The 15,744-nt window shown below is 66.6% G+C and carries 15 protein-coding genes; 7 read left to right on the forward strand and 8 right to left on the reverse strand.

Going from position 1 to position 15,744, the window contains the following annotated elements:
* Positions 1 to 17 precede the first annotated feature (17 nt).
* From ACSYG9_RS23710 to ACSYG9_RS23730, 5 genes are read right to left on the reverse strand one after another with little or no spacing between them, the layout of a single operon-like run.
* Complete coding sequence (locus tag ACSYG9_RS23710) at positions 18 to 1,001, reverse strand: STM4011 family radical SAM protein (RefSeq protein ID WP_454840205.1); 984 nt, start codon at positions 999 to 1,001, stop codon at positions 18 to 20.
* Entirely contained in the window at positions 998 to 2,353 is a 1,356-nt protein-coding gene (locus ACSYG9_RS23715) for an STM4012 family radical SAM protein (RefSeq protein ID WP_454840206.1), read from the reverse strand. Before ACSYG9_RS23715 ends, ACSYG9_RS23710 begins: the two co-directional genes overlap by 4 nt.
* A complete protein-coding gene (locus tag ACSYG9_RS23720) occupies positions 2,350 to 3,207 on the reverse strand; it encodes an STM4013/SEN3800 family hydrolase (RefSeq protein WP_440124775.1) in 858 nt (285 codons plus the stop codon). The genes ACSYG9_RS23715 and ACSYG9_RS23720 overlap by 4 nt, the downstream gene beginning before the upstream one ends.
* Positions 3,204 to 4,355 (reverse strand): STM4014 family protein, encoded by a 1,152-nt coding sequence (locus ACSYG9_RS23725; protein ID WP_454840208.1) that lies wholly within the window; start codon positions 4,353 to 4,355, stop codon positions 3,204 to 3,206. Before ACSYG9_RS23725 ends, ACSYG9_RS23720 begins: the two co-directional genes overlap by 4 nt.
* Complete coding sequence (locus ACSYG9_RS23730) at positions 4,352 to 5,296, reverse strand: hypothetical protein (protein ID WP_440124777.1); 945 nt, start codon at positions 5,294 to 5,296, stop codon at positions 4,352 to 4,354. The genes ACSYG9_RS23725 and ACSYG9_RS23730 overlap by 4 nt, the downstream gene beginning before the upstream one ends.
* Before the next feature lie 107 nt (positions 5,297 to 5,403).
* On the opposite strand from ACSYG9_RS23730, the gene ACSYG9_RS23735 reads away from it, so the two are divergent.
* Entirely contained in the window at positions 5,404 to 6,168 is a 765-nt protein-coding gene (locus ACSYG9_RS23735) for an SDR family NAD(P)-dependent oxidoreductase (RefSeq protein WP_454840211.1), read from the forward strand.
* 30 nt (positions 6,169 to 6,198) lie between these two features.
* On the opposite strand, the gene soxR is transcribed toward ACSYG9_RS23735, so the two are convergent.
* Positions 6,199 to 6,648: a redox-sensitive transcriptional activator SoxR gene (gene soxR / locus ACSYG9_RS23740; RefSeq protein WP_169690209.1), complete on the reverse strand. Its 450-nt coding sequence runs from the start codon at positions 6,646 to 6,648 to the stop codon at positions 6,199 to 6,201.
* A 130-nt stretch (positions 6,649 to 6,778) separates the two neighbouring features.
* Positions 6,779 to 8,479, reverse strand: coding sequence for a cation:proton antiporter domain-containing protein (locus ACSYG9_RS23745; RefSeq protein ID WP_440124779.1), 1,701 nt, complete (start codon positions 8,477 to 8,479; stop codon positions 6,779 to 6,781).
* An 828-nt stretch (positions 8,480 to 9,307) separates the two neighbouring features.
* On the opposite strand from ACSYG9_RS23745, the gene ACSYG9_RS23750 reads away from it, so the two are divergent.
* From ACSYG9_RS23750 to ACSYG9_RS23760, 3 genes are read left to right on the forward strand one after another with little or no spacing between them, the layout of a single operon-like run.
* Positions 9,308 to 10,468, forward strand: a complete 1,161-nt coding sequence (locus tag ACSYG9_RS23750) for a tyrosine-type recombinase/integrase (RefSeq protein ID WP_440126680.1) — start codon at positions 9,308 to 9,310, stop codon at positions 10,466 to 10,468.
* Complete coding sequence (locus tag ACSYG9_RS23755; RefSeq protein WP_054806697.1) at positions 10,465 to 10,818, forward strand: helix-turn-helix domain-containing protein; 354 nt, start codon at positions 10,465 to 10,467, stop codon at positions 10,816 to 10,818. The genes ACSYG9_RS23750 and ACSYG9_RS23755 overlap by 4 nt, the downstream gene beginning before the upstream one ends.
* Positions 10,811 to 12,277 (forward strand): Fis family transcriptional regulator, encoded by a 1,467-nt coding sequence (locus ACSYG9_RS23760; protein ID WP_454839453.1) that lies wholly within the window; start codon positions 10,811 to 10,813, stop codon positions 12,275 to 12,277. Before ACSYG9_RS23755 ends, ACSYG9_RS23760 begins: the two co-directional genes overlap by 8 nt.
* 533 nt (positions 12,278 to 12,810) lie before the next feature.
* On the opposite strand, the gene ACSYG9_RS23765 is transcribed toward ACSYG9_RS23760, so the two are convergent.
* Entirely contained in the window at positions 12,811 to 13,788 is a 978-nt protein-coding gene (locus ACSYG9_RS23765; protein WP_454840213.1) for a class I SAM-dependent methyltransferase, read from the reverse strand.
* A 178-nt stretch (positions 13,789 to 13,966) separates the two neighbouring features.
* Between ACSYG9_RS23765 and ACSYG9_RS23770 the strand changes: the two genes are divergently transcribed.
* The 3 genes from ACSYG9_RS23770 to ACSYG9_RS23780 all read left to right on the forward strand — a co-directional run bounded on the left by ACSYG9_RS23770 (position 13,967) and on the right by ACSYG9_RS23780 (position 15,384).
* On the forward strand, positions 13,967 to 14,320 hold the full coding sequence (locus ACSYG9_RS23770; RefSeq protein WP_440124781.1) for a VOC family protein: 354 nt from the start codon (positions 13,967 to 13,969) through the stop codon (positions 14,318 to 14,320).
* Positions 14,321 to 14,431: 111 nt separating this feature from the next.
* Positions 14,432 to 14,818: a TA system antitoxin ParD family protein gene (locus tag ACSYG9_RS23775; protein WP_440124782.1), complete on the forward strand. Its 387-nt coding sequence runs from the start codon at positions 14,432 to 14,434 to the stop codon at positions 14,816 to 14,818.
* Positions 14,815 to 15,384 (forward strand): zeta toxin family protein, encoded by a 570-nt coding sequence (locus ACSYG9_RS23780; protein WP_440124783.1) that lies wholly within the window; start codon positions 14,815 to 14,817, stop codon positions 15,382 to 15,384. Before ACSYG9_RS23775 ends, ACSYG9_RS23780 begins: the two co-directional genes overlap by 4 nt.
* Positions 15,385 to 15,744 lie beyond the last annotated feature (360 nt).

The raw sequence follows: 15,744 nt of genomic DNA on the forward strand, positions 1-15,744 counted from the left end.
CTTGCGCCGACCCCGGATCACCGCGACGCCGTCCTCCGGCCCACCTCGCCTGCAGCGCTCCTGCCGATACCTGGCATGCCGGCACGCCGAGACGCATCCGGCCGGGGCCGACTGCACACACCCGCCAGATCCGGGCGACCAGCAGGGATGCGTTCGAGGATCCCACCGGCGAACACGTCGTAGAGCGGCAGTGTCTCGAGATGCACATACCCGATGTGGCAGTCGCACACCGTGTTCGGACATGGACGCGGCCGTAGCGCGTGCAGGTATGTGCCGTCGTAGAGGTTGCCGAGCGGCGCCGCCACGAAATGGCAGCGCCGCACCAACCCGTCGCCGTCGACACTGATCACGCTCTCCCCGGTGCGGCACGGCTGCCCCGCCGCCGGATGTGGATGCGCCGAGTACCCGAACAGGGGATCGAGCGCGGTCCACACCGCTTCCTCTGCCGGGTCGTAACCGCGACCGTCCTCGGCGTTGACCCACAGATACGTGTGCTCCGGCAGCGCCGCGCGCAGCGCGCGGGCGGCGGCGAGGTTGTCGGCGAGCCCGACGATGCCCACCGAATGCCGGATCCCCATCGCGTCGAGTTCGTCGGTGCGCGCCACGAACTTCTCGAGGGTCGTCTCACCGGGATGATAGGTGCACCACAACGCAACCCGGGCGGGGTCGGCGGCCGCAAGCCAGCCGGTGCGGCACGACAGGTTGGTCTGCACCGCGACGGTCCCCACATGCGGCAGATGCGACAGCGCCGCCAGCGCCTCGCGATACCAGGAGCGCGTCAGGGCCTCACCCCACGGAGTGAACAGGATCGACAGCTGCCGATGCCGCTGCGGATTACGGGTGACCCACTCGACGAACCGGGCGAGCGCGGCCCGGTCGGCGCGTAGCGTGGCGCGACTGTCACGACGCTTCGCAAACGGGCAATACGGGCAATCGTAGTTGCAGCTGGCCAGCGGACCGCGATAGAGGATCGTCAACTCGGGCGCGCACGAGTCGGTCATCGGATCACAGCCGTGGCCATCGCCGCACGGACCGACGTCGACACCAGCCACGGCCCGATGACGTCGGAGTGCGCGAGTCCGTCGTCGGTCAATCGGATCCGGGTCCCGCCCCCGGGATCGGGCCGATGGGTGGACCAACCGCGACCGGTCAGGGCACCGAGTTGCGGAATGTCGACGAGCGGGTCGCTGCCGAACCGCCCGGTGTACTCCGCGGTGCGCATCCCCTCGGTGCGCAGCAGGGTCTTGATCAGCCAGCGGCGACGCTGTTCCTGATCGTCGAGGCGGGCTCCGACGGTGGCAGCGGTGAAATCGGTGGTGGCGCTGTACTCGTCGAGGATGGTGCGCACCGCGGGGATCCCGACGGCATAGTCGAACGAGTAGTGCAGGGTATCGGTGTAGGAGCGGGCACCGCAGCCGAGTCCGATCATGCCGTCGTTCTGGCAGCAGTAATCGGTGTCGTCGCCCGGCACATCGGCCCGGCGGAACTGCCGCATGGAATGCTGACGATATCCGGCGGCGGTGAGCGCGGCAACGCCCTGTCGATACAGCCCGAGACGACCGCTGTCCCAGTCCGGATCCCGCAGCGCCTCGTCGCCGGCGCGGCGACCGAGCCCGGTCAGCGGCCGCACATACAACGGATACAGGTAGATCTCCTCGGGGCGCCGCGCGAGCGCCGTGTCCAGCGAATACTGCCAGGTGTCGGGGGTCTGCCCGTCGATACCGTAGATCAAATCGAGGTTGACGACGGGAAACCGGCCGTCCTGCAGCCGGTCGAGGGCGGCGTCGACGTCGGCGCGGTGTTGGGGACGGCCCGCGGCGTGTGCTTCGCGGTCGAGGAAACTCTGGACACCCATGCTGACGCGGTGCACCCCGCGCTCGGCGAGCACCGTGAGCCGATCCGCGGTGGCAGTCGCCGGGGAGGTCTCCACCCCGATCGGCAGAGACGGAAGTTCCGGGGCGAAGCCGGTGACGATATCGAACAGGTCGTCGAGTTCGGCCGGTTCGAGATAGGTGGGGGTGCCGCCGCCGATCGCAGCGGTGGCGAAGTGGGCGTCGCGGCCCGTCGCGTCGAGTTCGGCGCGCACCTGCCGGGCCTGACGACGCAGTGCCTGCAGATAGTCGGAGACCCGATCCGCGGGTGGGCGGGCGGTGGTGAACAGATTGCAGAAACCGCAGCGCATCTCGCAGAACGGGACGTGGGCATAGAGGAACAGCGACGACAGGTCCTGCCCGGCCCACACGTCCCGCAACCGCGGCGACGGGTCGAGGGGACGATAGGCACTCTTGTGCGGATAGGCGTACAGGTACCCCTGGTACGGGGACGCGTCGAAGTCGATGGGGGCGTCGGTCATGCGGTGGCTCCTGGGGTGAGGTGCGGCAGGACGGTGTGCGCGTACGGCACCGTCCACACGCAGTCGTGGGCGAGGCGATGCCCGTGCCGGTTGTCGTCGCCGTACGCGGTGCCGTGATCGGAGCACACGATCAGGAACACCGGGCGGGGGCCGGCCGCGAGCATTGTGGTCAGGCGCGGAATCCGCGAATCGACGTACCGCAAGGCCGCGGCGTGACTTTCCCGGGTGTCGGGGCGCCGCGTCTCGGGAGTACTCGCGATGCCGTCGAGATAGAAGTGGTTGGGCTGGTGCAGCGCCGCCACGTTGACGAACACGAACCGGGGGCGCGGATCGTCCACGGCGAGGCGTGTGTCGAGCACGTCGAGTTGATGATCGAAGCTCTCGGGGTCGGTCACCCCGGTGGCCTCGGCCCAGTGACTTTCCTCGAACAGGTCGGGCAGCACCGAACCCAACGCGGTCTGCCGGTTGAAGAAACCCACCCCGCCGAGACACACGGTGCGGTAACCGGCAGCGGCGAGCGCCTCGACGACGGTGGCCTCGCCGAACAGCCAGGTGCCCGACCCGAGGAGATCTTCGGTGTGGCCGGGGAACTCCGCGGCGAACAACCGCTCGTGGTCGCCGCCGTCGGCCGGGGTGGGCAAGAACCCGGCAAAGAACGCCTGATGAGCGGGGAAAGTGAAGGTGGCGGGGGTATGACGCTGCTCCCACTGCCCACCGGGGAGCAGCGCGGCGAAGTTCGGGGTGCGGCCGGCGGCCAGTTCGGTGGCCGCGACGTCGAAACGCAACGTGTCGAGGGTGACGAACACGATGTCGTGGGTGCCGACGACATCGCGGAACGCGGGGATCTGGGTCATGCAGTGAAAGCTCCGGTCAGGCTGTGGATCTGGGCGTCGTAGGTGTCGTGCTCGGGGCGGTGGAGGCCGGGCAGGTCGGGCAGCAAATCGCCGAAGGCGTTGACCTCGGCAACCGCCACCGGGGTGGGTATCCTCCCTGATGATCCGGCTCGCGCACCGACGAGCACGTCGACACCGACGGTGTGCATGCCGGGGAAGCATCGGGCGGCGGCTTCGGCGACGTCGAGCACCCGCCGCCACCCCGCATCGCCGAGCACCGCACACAGTGCCGCGAGATCACCGCGTGCATTACCCAGGTGCAGGTTCGTCACCGAGCCACGTGAAGTGCGCACCACCGCGTGCGTCGCGGTGCCGGCCACCACGAGGACCCGCACATCCACGGCCTTGCCGCGCAGAACAAGTTTCGGAAACCACTGTTCGACGTGCAGTCGATGCACGGCGAGCGCATCGACGAGAGCCCCGACCTCCTTGTCGCCGCGGAATGTGCCGGGCCGCAGGCTGTTGACCGGCTTCCCGTGGTGCCACCGCACCGGCCCGCGGGCAAGCACGTCGGCGCCCGCATGGTGGTTGCGCAGTTGCAGCGCGAGTACCCCGGACGCGGACGAGCCGTGAGCGGGCTTGACGAACACCCTGGTCCAGCCGCGTCTCCGCAGTCCGGCCCGCAGGTCGTCCCAGCCACGGATAGCGGCCCCGAGCGCGGCAGGTACCGGGACACCGGCGGCCTCCAGACGGACGTGGCAGGCGGCTTTGTCGAAGAGCACCCCCAGGTCGGCGGGATCGGTGGTCAGACGTGCACCGGCCGCGGCGGCCGCATCGCCGAGCGCGCCGGTGGCAGTGCAGAAACCCCGATACCAGTCGGGACCGGCGGTGATCGCACCGCGGGGTGCACAGTCGGGAGCCTCACGCAGCAACCGGTCAACGATCGGGTCGTCGCCGGGGGAGTCGATCCGCACCAGAGCCGGTGCTCCCGGTGCGGCCAGGGCCGCGGCGAGCACCGCACCCGCCCGGGAGGGCCCGCCCGCGAGGACCGTGCGCCAACTCAACACCTGCGGTGCCCGGTGACCCGCCCGGTGGCACGCCGCGGCAAGCAGAGTCGTGCGGCGACTGCCCGGATTCCCGACCAGCAGCATCGTCGGTGTGGAAGTCATTCGGAGACAGCGGTATACAGATAGGCCTCGCCGCCGTACTCTTCGGGTTCCTGCCGGTCGTCGGCCGAGATCGCCACGTGCGGGTGCGCCGCGCGCAGCCGCATCAACGCCTCATCGGAGACGAAATGATGGTCGAGGATCAAGGTGCGCACAGCGCCGAGATCGGCGGCGGCGAGCGCGTCGGCTCCCGTGTCGGTCAGCGTGCCGTTGGACAGATCCAGCACAGTGATGCGCTGCAGGACTGGTGCCTGTGCCAGTGCCGCGGCGACGCGGTCGGCCAGGTCGCTGTTACGTAACCCGAGGTGGGTCATCGCCGGGAACCGGTCGCCGGCGAGCAGCGCGGTGAGCGGATCGAGATCGGTGATGGCTCCGTAGTTGTCGACGCCGAGCCAGAGCTCGAGGTCGGTGAGGTCGGACGCGTCGATGGCGAGCAGCGCGTCGAGGTATCCCCGCTGTAGCCCACCGGATTCGACGGTCAGCGACCGCAGGCGCGGCAGCGTGGGTGTGGCGAACGAGACCGGATCGTTGACGATGGAGGTACTGCCGCCGCGCAGCTGGAGCGTTTCGAGCCGGGGGGTCGCAGCGAGGACCGCTCCGAGATCACCCCAGTCGATCCATGAGATTTCCGACTCTTCGAAGGTCATGTCACCGATGAACAGGTGCCGCACCGCGGGGAATGCTGCGAGCAGCGGCACCACCTTGTCTGCGGGCAGTGGATCGCTGGCCTCGGTCCAACATCCGAACACCAGCGTGGTGATCTGTCCGGCCCAGGGTTGCCCGGCGAGAGACAGGAGATCGTCGACGAATCCGTCGTCGCCGCGCCGCCAGTCGGTCGCGACCTTCCATGCGACCGCGGCGGGATCGGCGGGGGTCGTGGTGTCGGAACTGTAGTGCTCGACGGGGAGTCCAGCGAAGGTACTGGTAGGGGTCGAGATCGTCACCGGTGATGCTCCGTTTCCGAGGGAGTGGGTCGGCCGAAGTGTGCCGTCGGCACCCTATGACATGGCCCCGACTCGTTTCGGAGGGAGCCGCGCGGCACACTGGCATCATGAGCAACACCACAGCCGGTTCTGCGGCGACAGGCCCCATCGTCGTGTTCGGCGGACGCAGCGAAATCGGCGTCGAGATCGCCGCCCGATTGGCGCCGGGACGCATCGTGGTGCTGGCCGCGCGCCGCGCCCACGACCTCGTCAGTCCGGTTGCGCAGGTGTGGGCGGCCGGGGCGGCGGAGGTGCACACCGTCGAGTTCGACGCCGATGTACTCGACACCCACACTGCCGTGCTCGACTCGATCAGCGCTGCGCACGGCCCGATCGACGTGGCGGTGCTCGCCTTCGGGATCCTCGGGGACCAGGCCCGCGCCGAAACCGATCCCGCGCACGCGGTCGCGGTCGTGCACACCGACTATGTCGCTCAGGTTGGGCTGCTCACGGTGCTGGCGCAGCGGATGCGTGCGCAGGGCAGCGGGCGCATCGTGGTGTTCTCGTCGGTCGCCGGGTGGCGGGTGCGCCGCGCGAACTATGTGTACGGGTCGGCGAAAGCCGGATTGGACGGGTTCGCGTCCGGTTTGGCCGACGCGCTGCACGGCAGCGGTGTGTCGCTGCTGGTGGTGCGGCCCGGCTTCGTGATCGGCCGGATGACCGAGGGAATGAGTCCTGCACCGTTCTCGAGCACCGCGCCGCAGGTGGCGGACGCGACGGTGCGGGCATTGCAGCGTGGTCGCGGTGAGGTGTGGGTGCCGGCGGTGCTGCGGCCGGTGTTCTTCGGGATGCGGTTGCTGCCGCGCGCGGTGTGGCGGCGGATGCCGCGGTAGGGCGCTCACGGCGACACCTTCGGTGACGGTTCAGTCGCCCCGCACCGGAAGCCGTCGAGGGCCCGGACCTTCCTTGGCGAGCACGTCCCCCGGGTTCGCCAACGGGCAGCTCTTCAAGCTCAGGCATCCGCACCCGATGCATCCTGAGAAATCGTCACGCAGCTCGGTCAACGCCTCGATACGGCGGGTCAGCTCGTCGTGCCACATCAACGACAGGCGCGCCCAATCCTCCGCGGTCGGCACTCTACTGTCGGGAAGCGAGTCGAGTGCCTTCTTGATGTCCTCCAGCGACACTCCCACGCCCTGCGCGATCCGGATGAACGCCACCCTCCGCAACGTGTCACGCCGATAGCGACGCTGATTACCGGACGTGCGGCGACTGTCGATCAATCCACGCGACTCGTAGTAGTGCAGCGTCGAGACCGCAACACCGGAACGCTCGGACAGTTGTCCGGGCGTCAGCCACACTCCAGCAGTCATCGTCGGCCGTCCTGAGATAGAGAGACTCGTGGGTTCGGTGTGCTGCACAGTACCGAAATGCCGTGCCCACAGCAGGGAACGGGGCATGACAGCCCCGACCGCCTCCCACTACACACATGGCTCGACCGGTTCAGTCGTGTTCGCCGACGATCTGCAACCGGGTCTCTTCGATATCGAGGCGACGCTGCGCCGCGTTGAGAGTTTGCGAACTGTAGGTCCCGCGGTCGCGGACGGCGAGGAGGGCTCGACGTTCCGCCTCGATGGTGAGCAGCCGTAGCCGGAGGTACTCTTCACGGCGTGTGTCACGGACCGGATCGGGTGTGGTGCCGAGCGATTCGCGTTTGCCGATCAGGCTGTCGCTGCGCACCCGATCGAGCACTTCCGGATCGGCATCGGCGGCGCCGGCCGCGAGGGCCTGCTCCCCGGAGTATGCCAGTTCGCTGAGCAGACGGCCGTACTCGTCGCGAAGACGCGCTGGGTCATCGCCGGGCACCTTCACCCAGCGGATGACCATCGGCAGAGTCAGTCCTTGCAGGAGCAAGGTGGTCACGGCAACGACGAAGGCGATCAGTACCAGTTCGGCCCGGTACGGCGTGTCGTGGGGTAAGGACTGGGCGGCTGCGAGGGTGATGGCCCCACGCATGCCCGACCACGCGAGCACTACGCCGCTGCGCCAGCCGAGAGTCTCGGTGACGAGAAAGTCCATGTCGGCGCTGGCACGGTCGAAGCGGCGCGTGACCATTGCCCGGCGGCGCGGGTGCAGGCCGGACTCGTCCGGGTGCTGTGCCAGCCGTTCTCTCCGGCGTTCGAGCAGGGGACGGATTTCTGCGGCCTTACGCTCGTCACGTTTGAGCACGGCGACGAGGGGGACCACGAACAGCATGCGGACTGCGATGACGAACACGGTCGCGACGAGACCGATCAGCAGGCCGTGGCCGGTGGGCAGGCCGGCGTCCTGGACCTCATCGAGGAGGTGTTCGAGACTCAAGCCCATGATGAGGAAGATTGCGGACTCGAGGAGAAATGCGACGGTGCGCCAGTTCGTTTCCTCGGTGATGCGGTCTTCTGCGCGCAGATACCTGGGACCGAGGTGGCCGGTGACGACACCGGCCACGACTACCGCGAGGACACCGGACGCACCGAGGTGCTCGGTCGGAACGAACGCGACGAACGGGATCACGAACGAGACCGCGGTGTTGAGCACGGAGTCCTCGAACCAGGCACGCACACGGACGTTGACGATTCCGACGACGATGCCGATCACGGTTGCGACCACCACTGAGAGGAGGAAGTCGCCCGCGACCTGCCAGAGCGACACAGCGCCTGCCATCGCAGCGATCGCGGATCGCAGCAGAACCAGGGCGGAGGCATCGTTGACGAGCCCTTCACCTTCGAGCACGGTCAGTAGGCGTGACGGCAGACCGAGCTTCCGTCCGACTGCGGTGGCAGCGACCGCGTCGGGTGGGCTGACGATGGCTCCGAGGGCGAAGCATACGGCCCACCCGAGGTCGGGAATCAGAAGGTGGAACAGCACGCCCGCGCCTGCGGTCGTGACGATCACCAGCAGGACGGCGAGTCCGCTGATGGCCTTGAAGTTTCGGCGGAAGTCCTGTGCGGGCATGGTGACCGCCGCCGAGTACAGCAGTGGAGGCAGAATCCCGGCCAGGATCAGTTCGGGTTCGATATCGACGTCGGGTACGCCCGGTACGAAGCTCAATATTGTTCCGAAGACCACAAGCATCAGGGGAGCGGCCAACCCGAGTCGTTTCGAGAAGGCCGCGACCGAGACGATGCTTGCGACACCGATGATCGCGATCAAGGTCAAGTCCATCCGACTATTTTCCTACGGCACCGGTCAGGCGCTGTCACAGCCCGGTAGCAGGGGCGCACGCAGGGGAGTGGTGGCCCAGGCTCGGACGACTGCGCCGACAGGGGGCTGAGGACCGGTAGTCACTGTCGCCCGTCGGTGGGACGGGAGTCGAATCCTGGCGCGGTACCCGAAGGCGCCGCGGTCACGACGGCTCGGAGACCACATGGCGTTGCCGCCTCGGCGTGCTCCGTTGCCTGACGGCGTGAAGTTGAGCGTGCAAAGCCCCTGTAGACCAATAGATTTCGTGGATAATGGTGATTATCCATCAAGATCAACTCGAGCGGGGAGTCGGACGCTGCAGTGGGGGGGTCGCCGACTCCGTGTGACGACACCGGGTAGCGCGCATTCCGCGCATCGACACGTGGCCATCGAGCCGACATTGTGTGACGCCGCGACGGCAGGAAACGGACACGCCGGTGACACCCACGCCGACGACCGCGCGCAGGCGGCACCGGTGCCGATGCGGACCGTGAGACCGGAGCGAGTCCGCCGAGCAGGGCGGACCAGCGGGCCTTCATCTGCAGAGCCGAAACCATCCCACAACGTCACCCACATCAGCAGAACCCGCCCCGAGCACCCCATCGGGTAGGCCCGGATTCCAACTACTTGACATAATGTAGATTATCGGCAAAAAACCAGGACGAGTTCAAACAGATGCAACTACTCATCCCACCATGCCATGACAACCGTTCCTGCAAGTGATGACGGGGTTCCGCTGAGGCGTGCTTGACGTGTCGGGATGGCGGCCGGGTGGTTGGTGTGCAGGTCCGAGGCCGTTTCTCTCATTTGATGAGAGATTCTCGCGTAGGGTCCCAGGGTGTGGACGTGGTCCCGGGGAGAATTCCCGCCTTCTTGAGTGATCAGACCGTCGGCTTGCTGCGCGCCGAGGATCGTGCCTTCGAGGCGATGCTGGACGGCTGGCGAGCGCAACAGCTGGCCCGCGGGTTGACAGTGGCGCACATCGAGGCGTCATGTCGGCTGGTCGGGCGTTTCCAGCAGCATACGAACGAATATCCCTGGACGTGGTCCCCCCACCACTTCGACGAGTTCATGGCCGACCGGCGCAGTGGACAACGTCGACTGGCGCTGTCGACATTGCGGTCGAACGCCGGGTCGATCCGGACGTTCTGTTGCTATGTGACCGAACCTCGATACGGATGGATACCGTTCTGCGAGAAGGTATTCGGTCAGATTCCGGCGCAGGTTGTCTTCGAATGGAATGCGCCCCGTCACGCGACCGACGACGCGGTCACACCCGGCCGTCGCAGCCTCACCCGAACGGAGCTGCAGCGGTTTTTCGATGTGGTGGACGACTTCGTCGACGATGAGTTCGCCAAGCGATCGAAACGGTGGCTGCCAGCACTGCGGGACTCGATTGCGTTCAAGGTGGCCTACGCCTACGGGCTCCGACGACGTGAGTTGGCGATGCTCGAGTACGTCGATTTCGGTCCCAACCCGCATGTAGCGCACTACCGCAGGTTCGGCGCCGTGCAGGTGCGGTGGGCCAAGGGTACGAGTGGTTCCGGCCCGCGTCGGCGCACCGTGCTGACGGTGCCCGAGTTCGAGTGGGTGGTGCCGTTGCTCGAATTCTGGTTGTCGCCGCAGGGCCGGGAGCGGTTCCCCACCGCGGATCGCTCCAGGCTGCTGTGGCCGTCCGAACGCGCCGACGGGTCGGGGGTGCGCAACTTCGATCGGGCGTTCCGCCACGCCCGCGACCGTGCCGGCCTGCCCGGCGAGCTCACCTTGCACGCGCTGCGCCATTCCTACGTCACGCATCTGATCGAGGCCGGCTATGACCCGTTGTTCGTCCAGCAGCAGGTCGGCCACGGGTATTCGTCGACCACCGCGCTGTATACCTCGGTGTCCACGGACTTCAAGCAGAAGACCGTGCAGCGGATTATCGCCACTCGACTCCGTGGCATCGGAACAGAGGATGGGACCGGCTCATGAGTGAGCAGCGCCGAATCGGCTACAGGTGGAATCTGCGTCAGCTCATGGCCCAACGCAATTTGTGGAAGACCACCGAGCTGATCCCCCTGCTCAAATCGCGGGGTATCAACCTATCCAACGCACAGGTCCACCGGTTGGTGACCGCGACCCCGGAACGGATCCCGGCCCGCACCTTCGCCGCCTTGTGCGACATTCTCGACTGCACACCGAACGATCTGTTCGAACCGTTCGTCGAAATGCGGGCCGCGAAGACCGCCGACGCACCCCGGAGGCCCGAAAACTTCGGTGTCACAACGGAGCCGCGGATCGCCCGGCGCATCCGCGTGATCGCCCCGGACGACGATGGTTAGACCACGCAAACCCAGCGACCCCGACGCGTGGCCGATCCCGTGCACCCGGTGTCGCGGGCATTACCCGATCGCCGCGAACTGGCCCGACGGCCCGATCTGCAACTACTGCTACCAGCAGGCCAAACGCACCCGCGGCACCTGCGGCTGCGGCCACACCGGGGTGCTCCCCGGGGTTCTCGACGGCCATCCGGTGTGTCGCCGGTGCTCCGGGATCGCTCTGAACCTCGATTGCCGGGTTTGTGGCGTCGAGGACGAACTCTACCGCGGCGGCCGCTGCCAACGCTGCGAACTCGCCAGCCTGGTCGATGACCTGCTCACCGACCCGCAATCCGGAACGATCGTCGCGGAGCTGGCACCGGTCGCAGTGGCGTTGAAGGCCATGGCGCGACCCAACAGTGGGATCACCTGGATCCGGCAACGCCACGTCACCGCGTTCCTCGAGGGTCTGTCGACCGCACCGACGATCACCCACGGCAGCCTCGATGCGCTGCCTGCCTCACGCACACGTGACTACGTTCGGGCACTGCTCGTCGAGTACGGTGTCCTGCCCCCGCGTGACGAGATCCGGATCCGATACCGACAGTGGACGACCGAAGCTCTCAACCGCGTCCACCAGCCGGCGATGCGCGAGATCATCGACCGTTATGTCCGGTGGCATGTGCTGCGCCGCATGAACCAGAGCGAGACGGTCTCACACGGTGCCTTCTTGCGCAGTAAGCAGACCGTGACCGTCGCGATCGACTTCGTCAACTGGCTCAGTAACGAAGGCCTCGGACTTGGCGACCTGCGGCAAGGCCATCTCGATCACTGGATCGCTACCGGCTCCACGACCCGGCTGATCGTCGACCGTTTTCTCGGTTGGGCCATCGCGAGCCGACTGGCCACACCGGAGTTGACCGTGCCCAAGCATCGCCGCGGCACCAGCCGACGTCTCAGCGCCGCCGAACAGGATCATGCACTACAGGTGGCGGTCCACACCGACGAACTGTCGTCCCGCGATCGTGCTCTGGCCATCCTGGTCCTCGTCTTCGCCCAACAGATCGAGAACATCGTCCAGCTCCGCTGGGACGATGTCACCATCACCGAGGAGCAGGTCACCATTCGACTCGCCGACCTCGAGATTGCGTTGCCCACACCGCTCGACCAACCGTGGCGTGATCTCACCGTCAATCCCCGTCACGACCAGACGGCCGCACATCCCCACAGCAACTGGGTATTTCGCGGTTACACTCCCGGTCGGCACCTCGATTCCGCGACTGCACGAGACCGACTCAGAAGAACCTTCAGTGCGCGTGCTGCCCGGCTCGGTACCCTCGAGCAACTCAGCAGACTCGCACCCGTGGCGATCATCGCCGAGACCCTGGGCTATCACCCGGCCACGATCGAACGGCACGCTGCTGCCTCGTCGGCCGGCTACGCCGAATACATCGCAGCTATCGACGATGCACAATCGACCTGACCATCGGTTCGCCCTGACACCCGTCCGAACCACCGCGGATCAGGAGCAGATCTCAACGGCAACTCGTCTCACTGCAATACGTCTCGTTGCCAGTATTGCGACCTGCGGTTTTGTCGCACTATCGGGCGTTCCCAGCCTGCATCGGTGTGTGCCGCATCGGTGCGACGAACCGTGCCGTGCACGTCGTCGCGTGGTTCGGCCTTGCTGTCGTCGATCGGCGGTCACCCGGTTTTCGGGTCGGCCTCTGCGGGATCACTCCGAGCCCGTCTCATCGAGCGCATGTCCGTTTCCGTGACCGGCACACCTGACTGCCGGTGCCCGGTCTGCGTGGGCTCTCCGCCGCGACCCGGTCCGCCGGCTCCCCATTCACTCCCCGGCACCGCTTCTCCACCTCTCAAAACGTCACGTGACGTTTTGAGAGGTGGACGGTAGCGCCTCAGGAACGCGCCTCCAGCACCAGGTTGAACGGCGTTTCGGTGGCCCGGCGGAAGCTACGGAACCCTGCTTCCGCTGCTACCGCGGCGAGACGCCGTTCACCGGCCTGTGCGCCGAGGCCGAAGCCCCACCGGCTGAGCGAGCGACGACGGCGTGCACAGCACCGTCGAGGCCGCGTAGTACATCCGCCCGACCGGATTGAGATTCTCGGCGAGATCGTCGTGCGCATACGGCTCGACGAGCATCACGGTGCCGTCGTCGGCCAACGTCTCGCGTGCATGAGCCAGTGCACCGACCGGGTCGCCCATGTCGTGCAGGCAGTCGAAATAGCACACCAGGGCGTAGTCATGGCCCGGATAGTCCGCCGCCGATGCGACAGCGAAGTCCACGTTGTCGATGCCCTGCTCGGCCGCCAGTGCTCGCGCCCGGGTGATGGATCCGTCGTGATAGTCGAAGCCGTGCACCGTCGAGTTCGGGAAAGCCTGCGCGATGAGTGTCGTGGAGACGCCGTGCCCACATCCGATGTCGGCTACCTCGGCGCCTGCCGTGAGTGTGTCGACGACGCCATTCAGTGCAGGGAGCCACTGGTCGACCAGATTGGCGCGATAGCCCGGCCGGAAGAACTGCTCGGTTCCGGTGAACAACTCGGTGTCGTGTTCGTGCCAGCCGAATCCTCGGCCCTGACGAATTCGTTCGGTGATCCTTTCCCTGTCTTTGAAGACCGCACTGATCAGATGGTAGCCACCAGCCAGATAGACCGGGCTGTCGATGCGGGCGAAGGCCATCGCCTGCTCCGGCGCGAGCGTGAAGGTCCCGGTGCTCACATCGTGCATGAGGTACCCACTTGCGGCTTGCGCCGACAACCATTCCCGCACATAGCGTTCACGCACGCCGCTGTGTTCTGCCAGCGCTTCGGGAGTCGTCGGGCCGTTGCCGTCGAGCGCTTCCCAGAACCCCAGGTCGAGGCCGATCAGGACCAATGCACTGTTCAGCGCGGCGCCCATGTCGATGACCAGCTGCCCGAGTGCCTGCTCCAGCTTGCCTTGGTCGATTTCCTCCATGTCAGGTGTGGTCATTGCACACCTCCTCGGAATAATGATGTACATCACATTCTAGGCGCGCTGGGGTGCACCTCCGTCGCCGCAGCCTCGGAGAGCGCGGAGTGCGGCGGAGTGCCGACGATGGGTGACCATCGGCCCTGACCGATCGGACTCGGAACGGGTTACGCTGAGGCAACTTTCGTTCGAGGAGGCAATGTTGAGCCATGAAGTGAAGATGATCGTGCTGTCGACCGACGATCTCGACGAGTCGATCAAGTTCTACAGCGACACCCTGGGTATGGGCCTGAAGTTTCGCGACGGCACGCATTTCGCGGCCCTCGACGGCGGCGGCGTCACCCTCGCACTCGCCACCGACGTCGACCATCCGATCCACGGTCAGGTCGTCGTCGGCATCAAGACCGACGACGTGGACGCCGCCGCGAAGGCGATCGAAGAGGCCGGCGGGGGCATCGTGAAGGACCCGTACGACGACGCGCACGAACGCCGCGCCGTGGTGTACGACAATAAGGGCAACGGATTGGTGTTCTACAGTCCACTCCAGCGCTGACCTGCTCCCCCGCCGCAGCCTTCCGGTTCGCCACATGTGCAGCACGGGAGGATGCGCGGGTTGTAGCACTCCGCTACGATGAGTAGCAGTCTGCTACACATGGAGGTCGTGATGCCCTCGTATACCGACAAGGTCACCCGCTTCGACGCCGAGCTCGTCGACAGCGCCATTGCCGAGGGCGGCCGGCAGAATCGCACGGGTCGCCAGCAACTCGAATACTGGGCGCGTATCGGCCGAGCCATGACGGCCCACGAAACCGCATCGCTGCATCGCGTACGGGACGCCCTCGCCGGCACCCGCCCCACCGCCGAGCTCACCCCCGCCGAAGGTCGGCTGTTCAACGCCGAGATCGACGCCCGCATCGCCGACGATCTTGCCGGCGCCGACTACACCGGAGTCCTCGCTGCGCGCGGCGTCACCACCGTCGTGCTCGACGCCGAGGGCCGGCTGGTCGAGCAGCACCCCGACGGCACGACGCGGGTTCTCGACACTGAATGAGGCGTCTGGACCTGATCGTCGGCCCGAACGGGGCCGGTAAGTCGACGTTCGTCGAATTGACCCTCGCTCCCCTGCTGCCGCGCAGTGTGTTCGTCAACGCGGATGTGATCGCGCGGCAACGCTGGCCTGACCGGGCGGAGGAAATGTCGTACGAGGCGGCACAATTGGCGGCTGCGGCGCGCGATCGACTGCTCGGGCAGCGGCGGTCGTTCATCGCCGAGACGGTGTTCTCCCACCCGTCGAAGCTCGAGCTGATCGACCGGGCGCAGGCTGCCGGGTTCACGGTCGTGCTGCATGTGATGTTGGTGCCGGAGGCGATGTCGGTGCGGCGTGTGGCGCATCGGGTCGAATCGGGTGGGCATTCGGTGCCGGAGGACAAGATCCGGTCGCGGTATCGGCGGTTGTGGCCGCTGGTCGTCGACGCGATCGGTCGCGCCGATCAGGCAACCGTGTACGACACGGCGTCTGGTACCCCGGCGGTGATTGCGAGGTTCGCATCGGGGGCTCCGGTGGGGGTGATCCGGTGGCCGGTGTGGGCGCCGGTCTCGCTCACCGAACTTGGGTAATATGTTCTGTCACAATCAGTTTAAGAGGGGGATTCATGATCGAGTTGGCTCAGCCGCTCGCAACGGTAGTCGCCGGGGGAGGTGTCGTCACGGCGGCCGTGCTCGCCTTCAGAAGCGCAGCCCTGAACCGTCAGGTCGATATCTCTCATCATGAAGAGATGAGAGGCCACGACCGGGATCGCCTGAGAGCAGAGCGGTACTCTGCATGTTCAGAACAGCTGGGACACACCTCCCCTGCTGTCCGCATGGCTGGAATCTACGGAATGCTCTCGCTCGCGGACGACTGGGTGTCCTCAGGAAACGATAGCGAAGCGCAAACCGCCATCGACGTAATCCGACGGTATAACTGTGGTCGTCCAC

It is taken from the genome of Rhodococcus sp. SJ-2 (assembly GCF_053750035.1).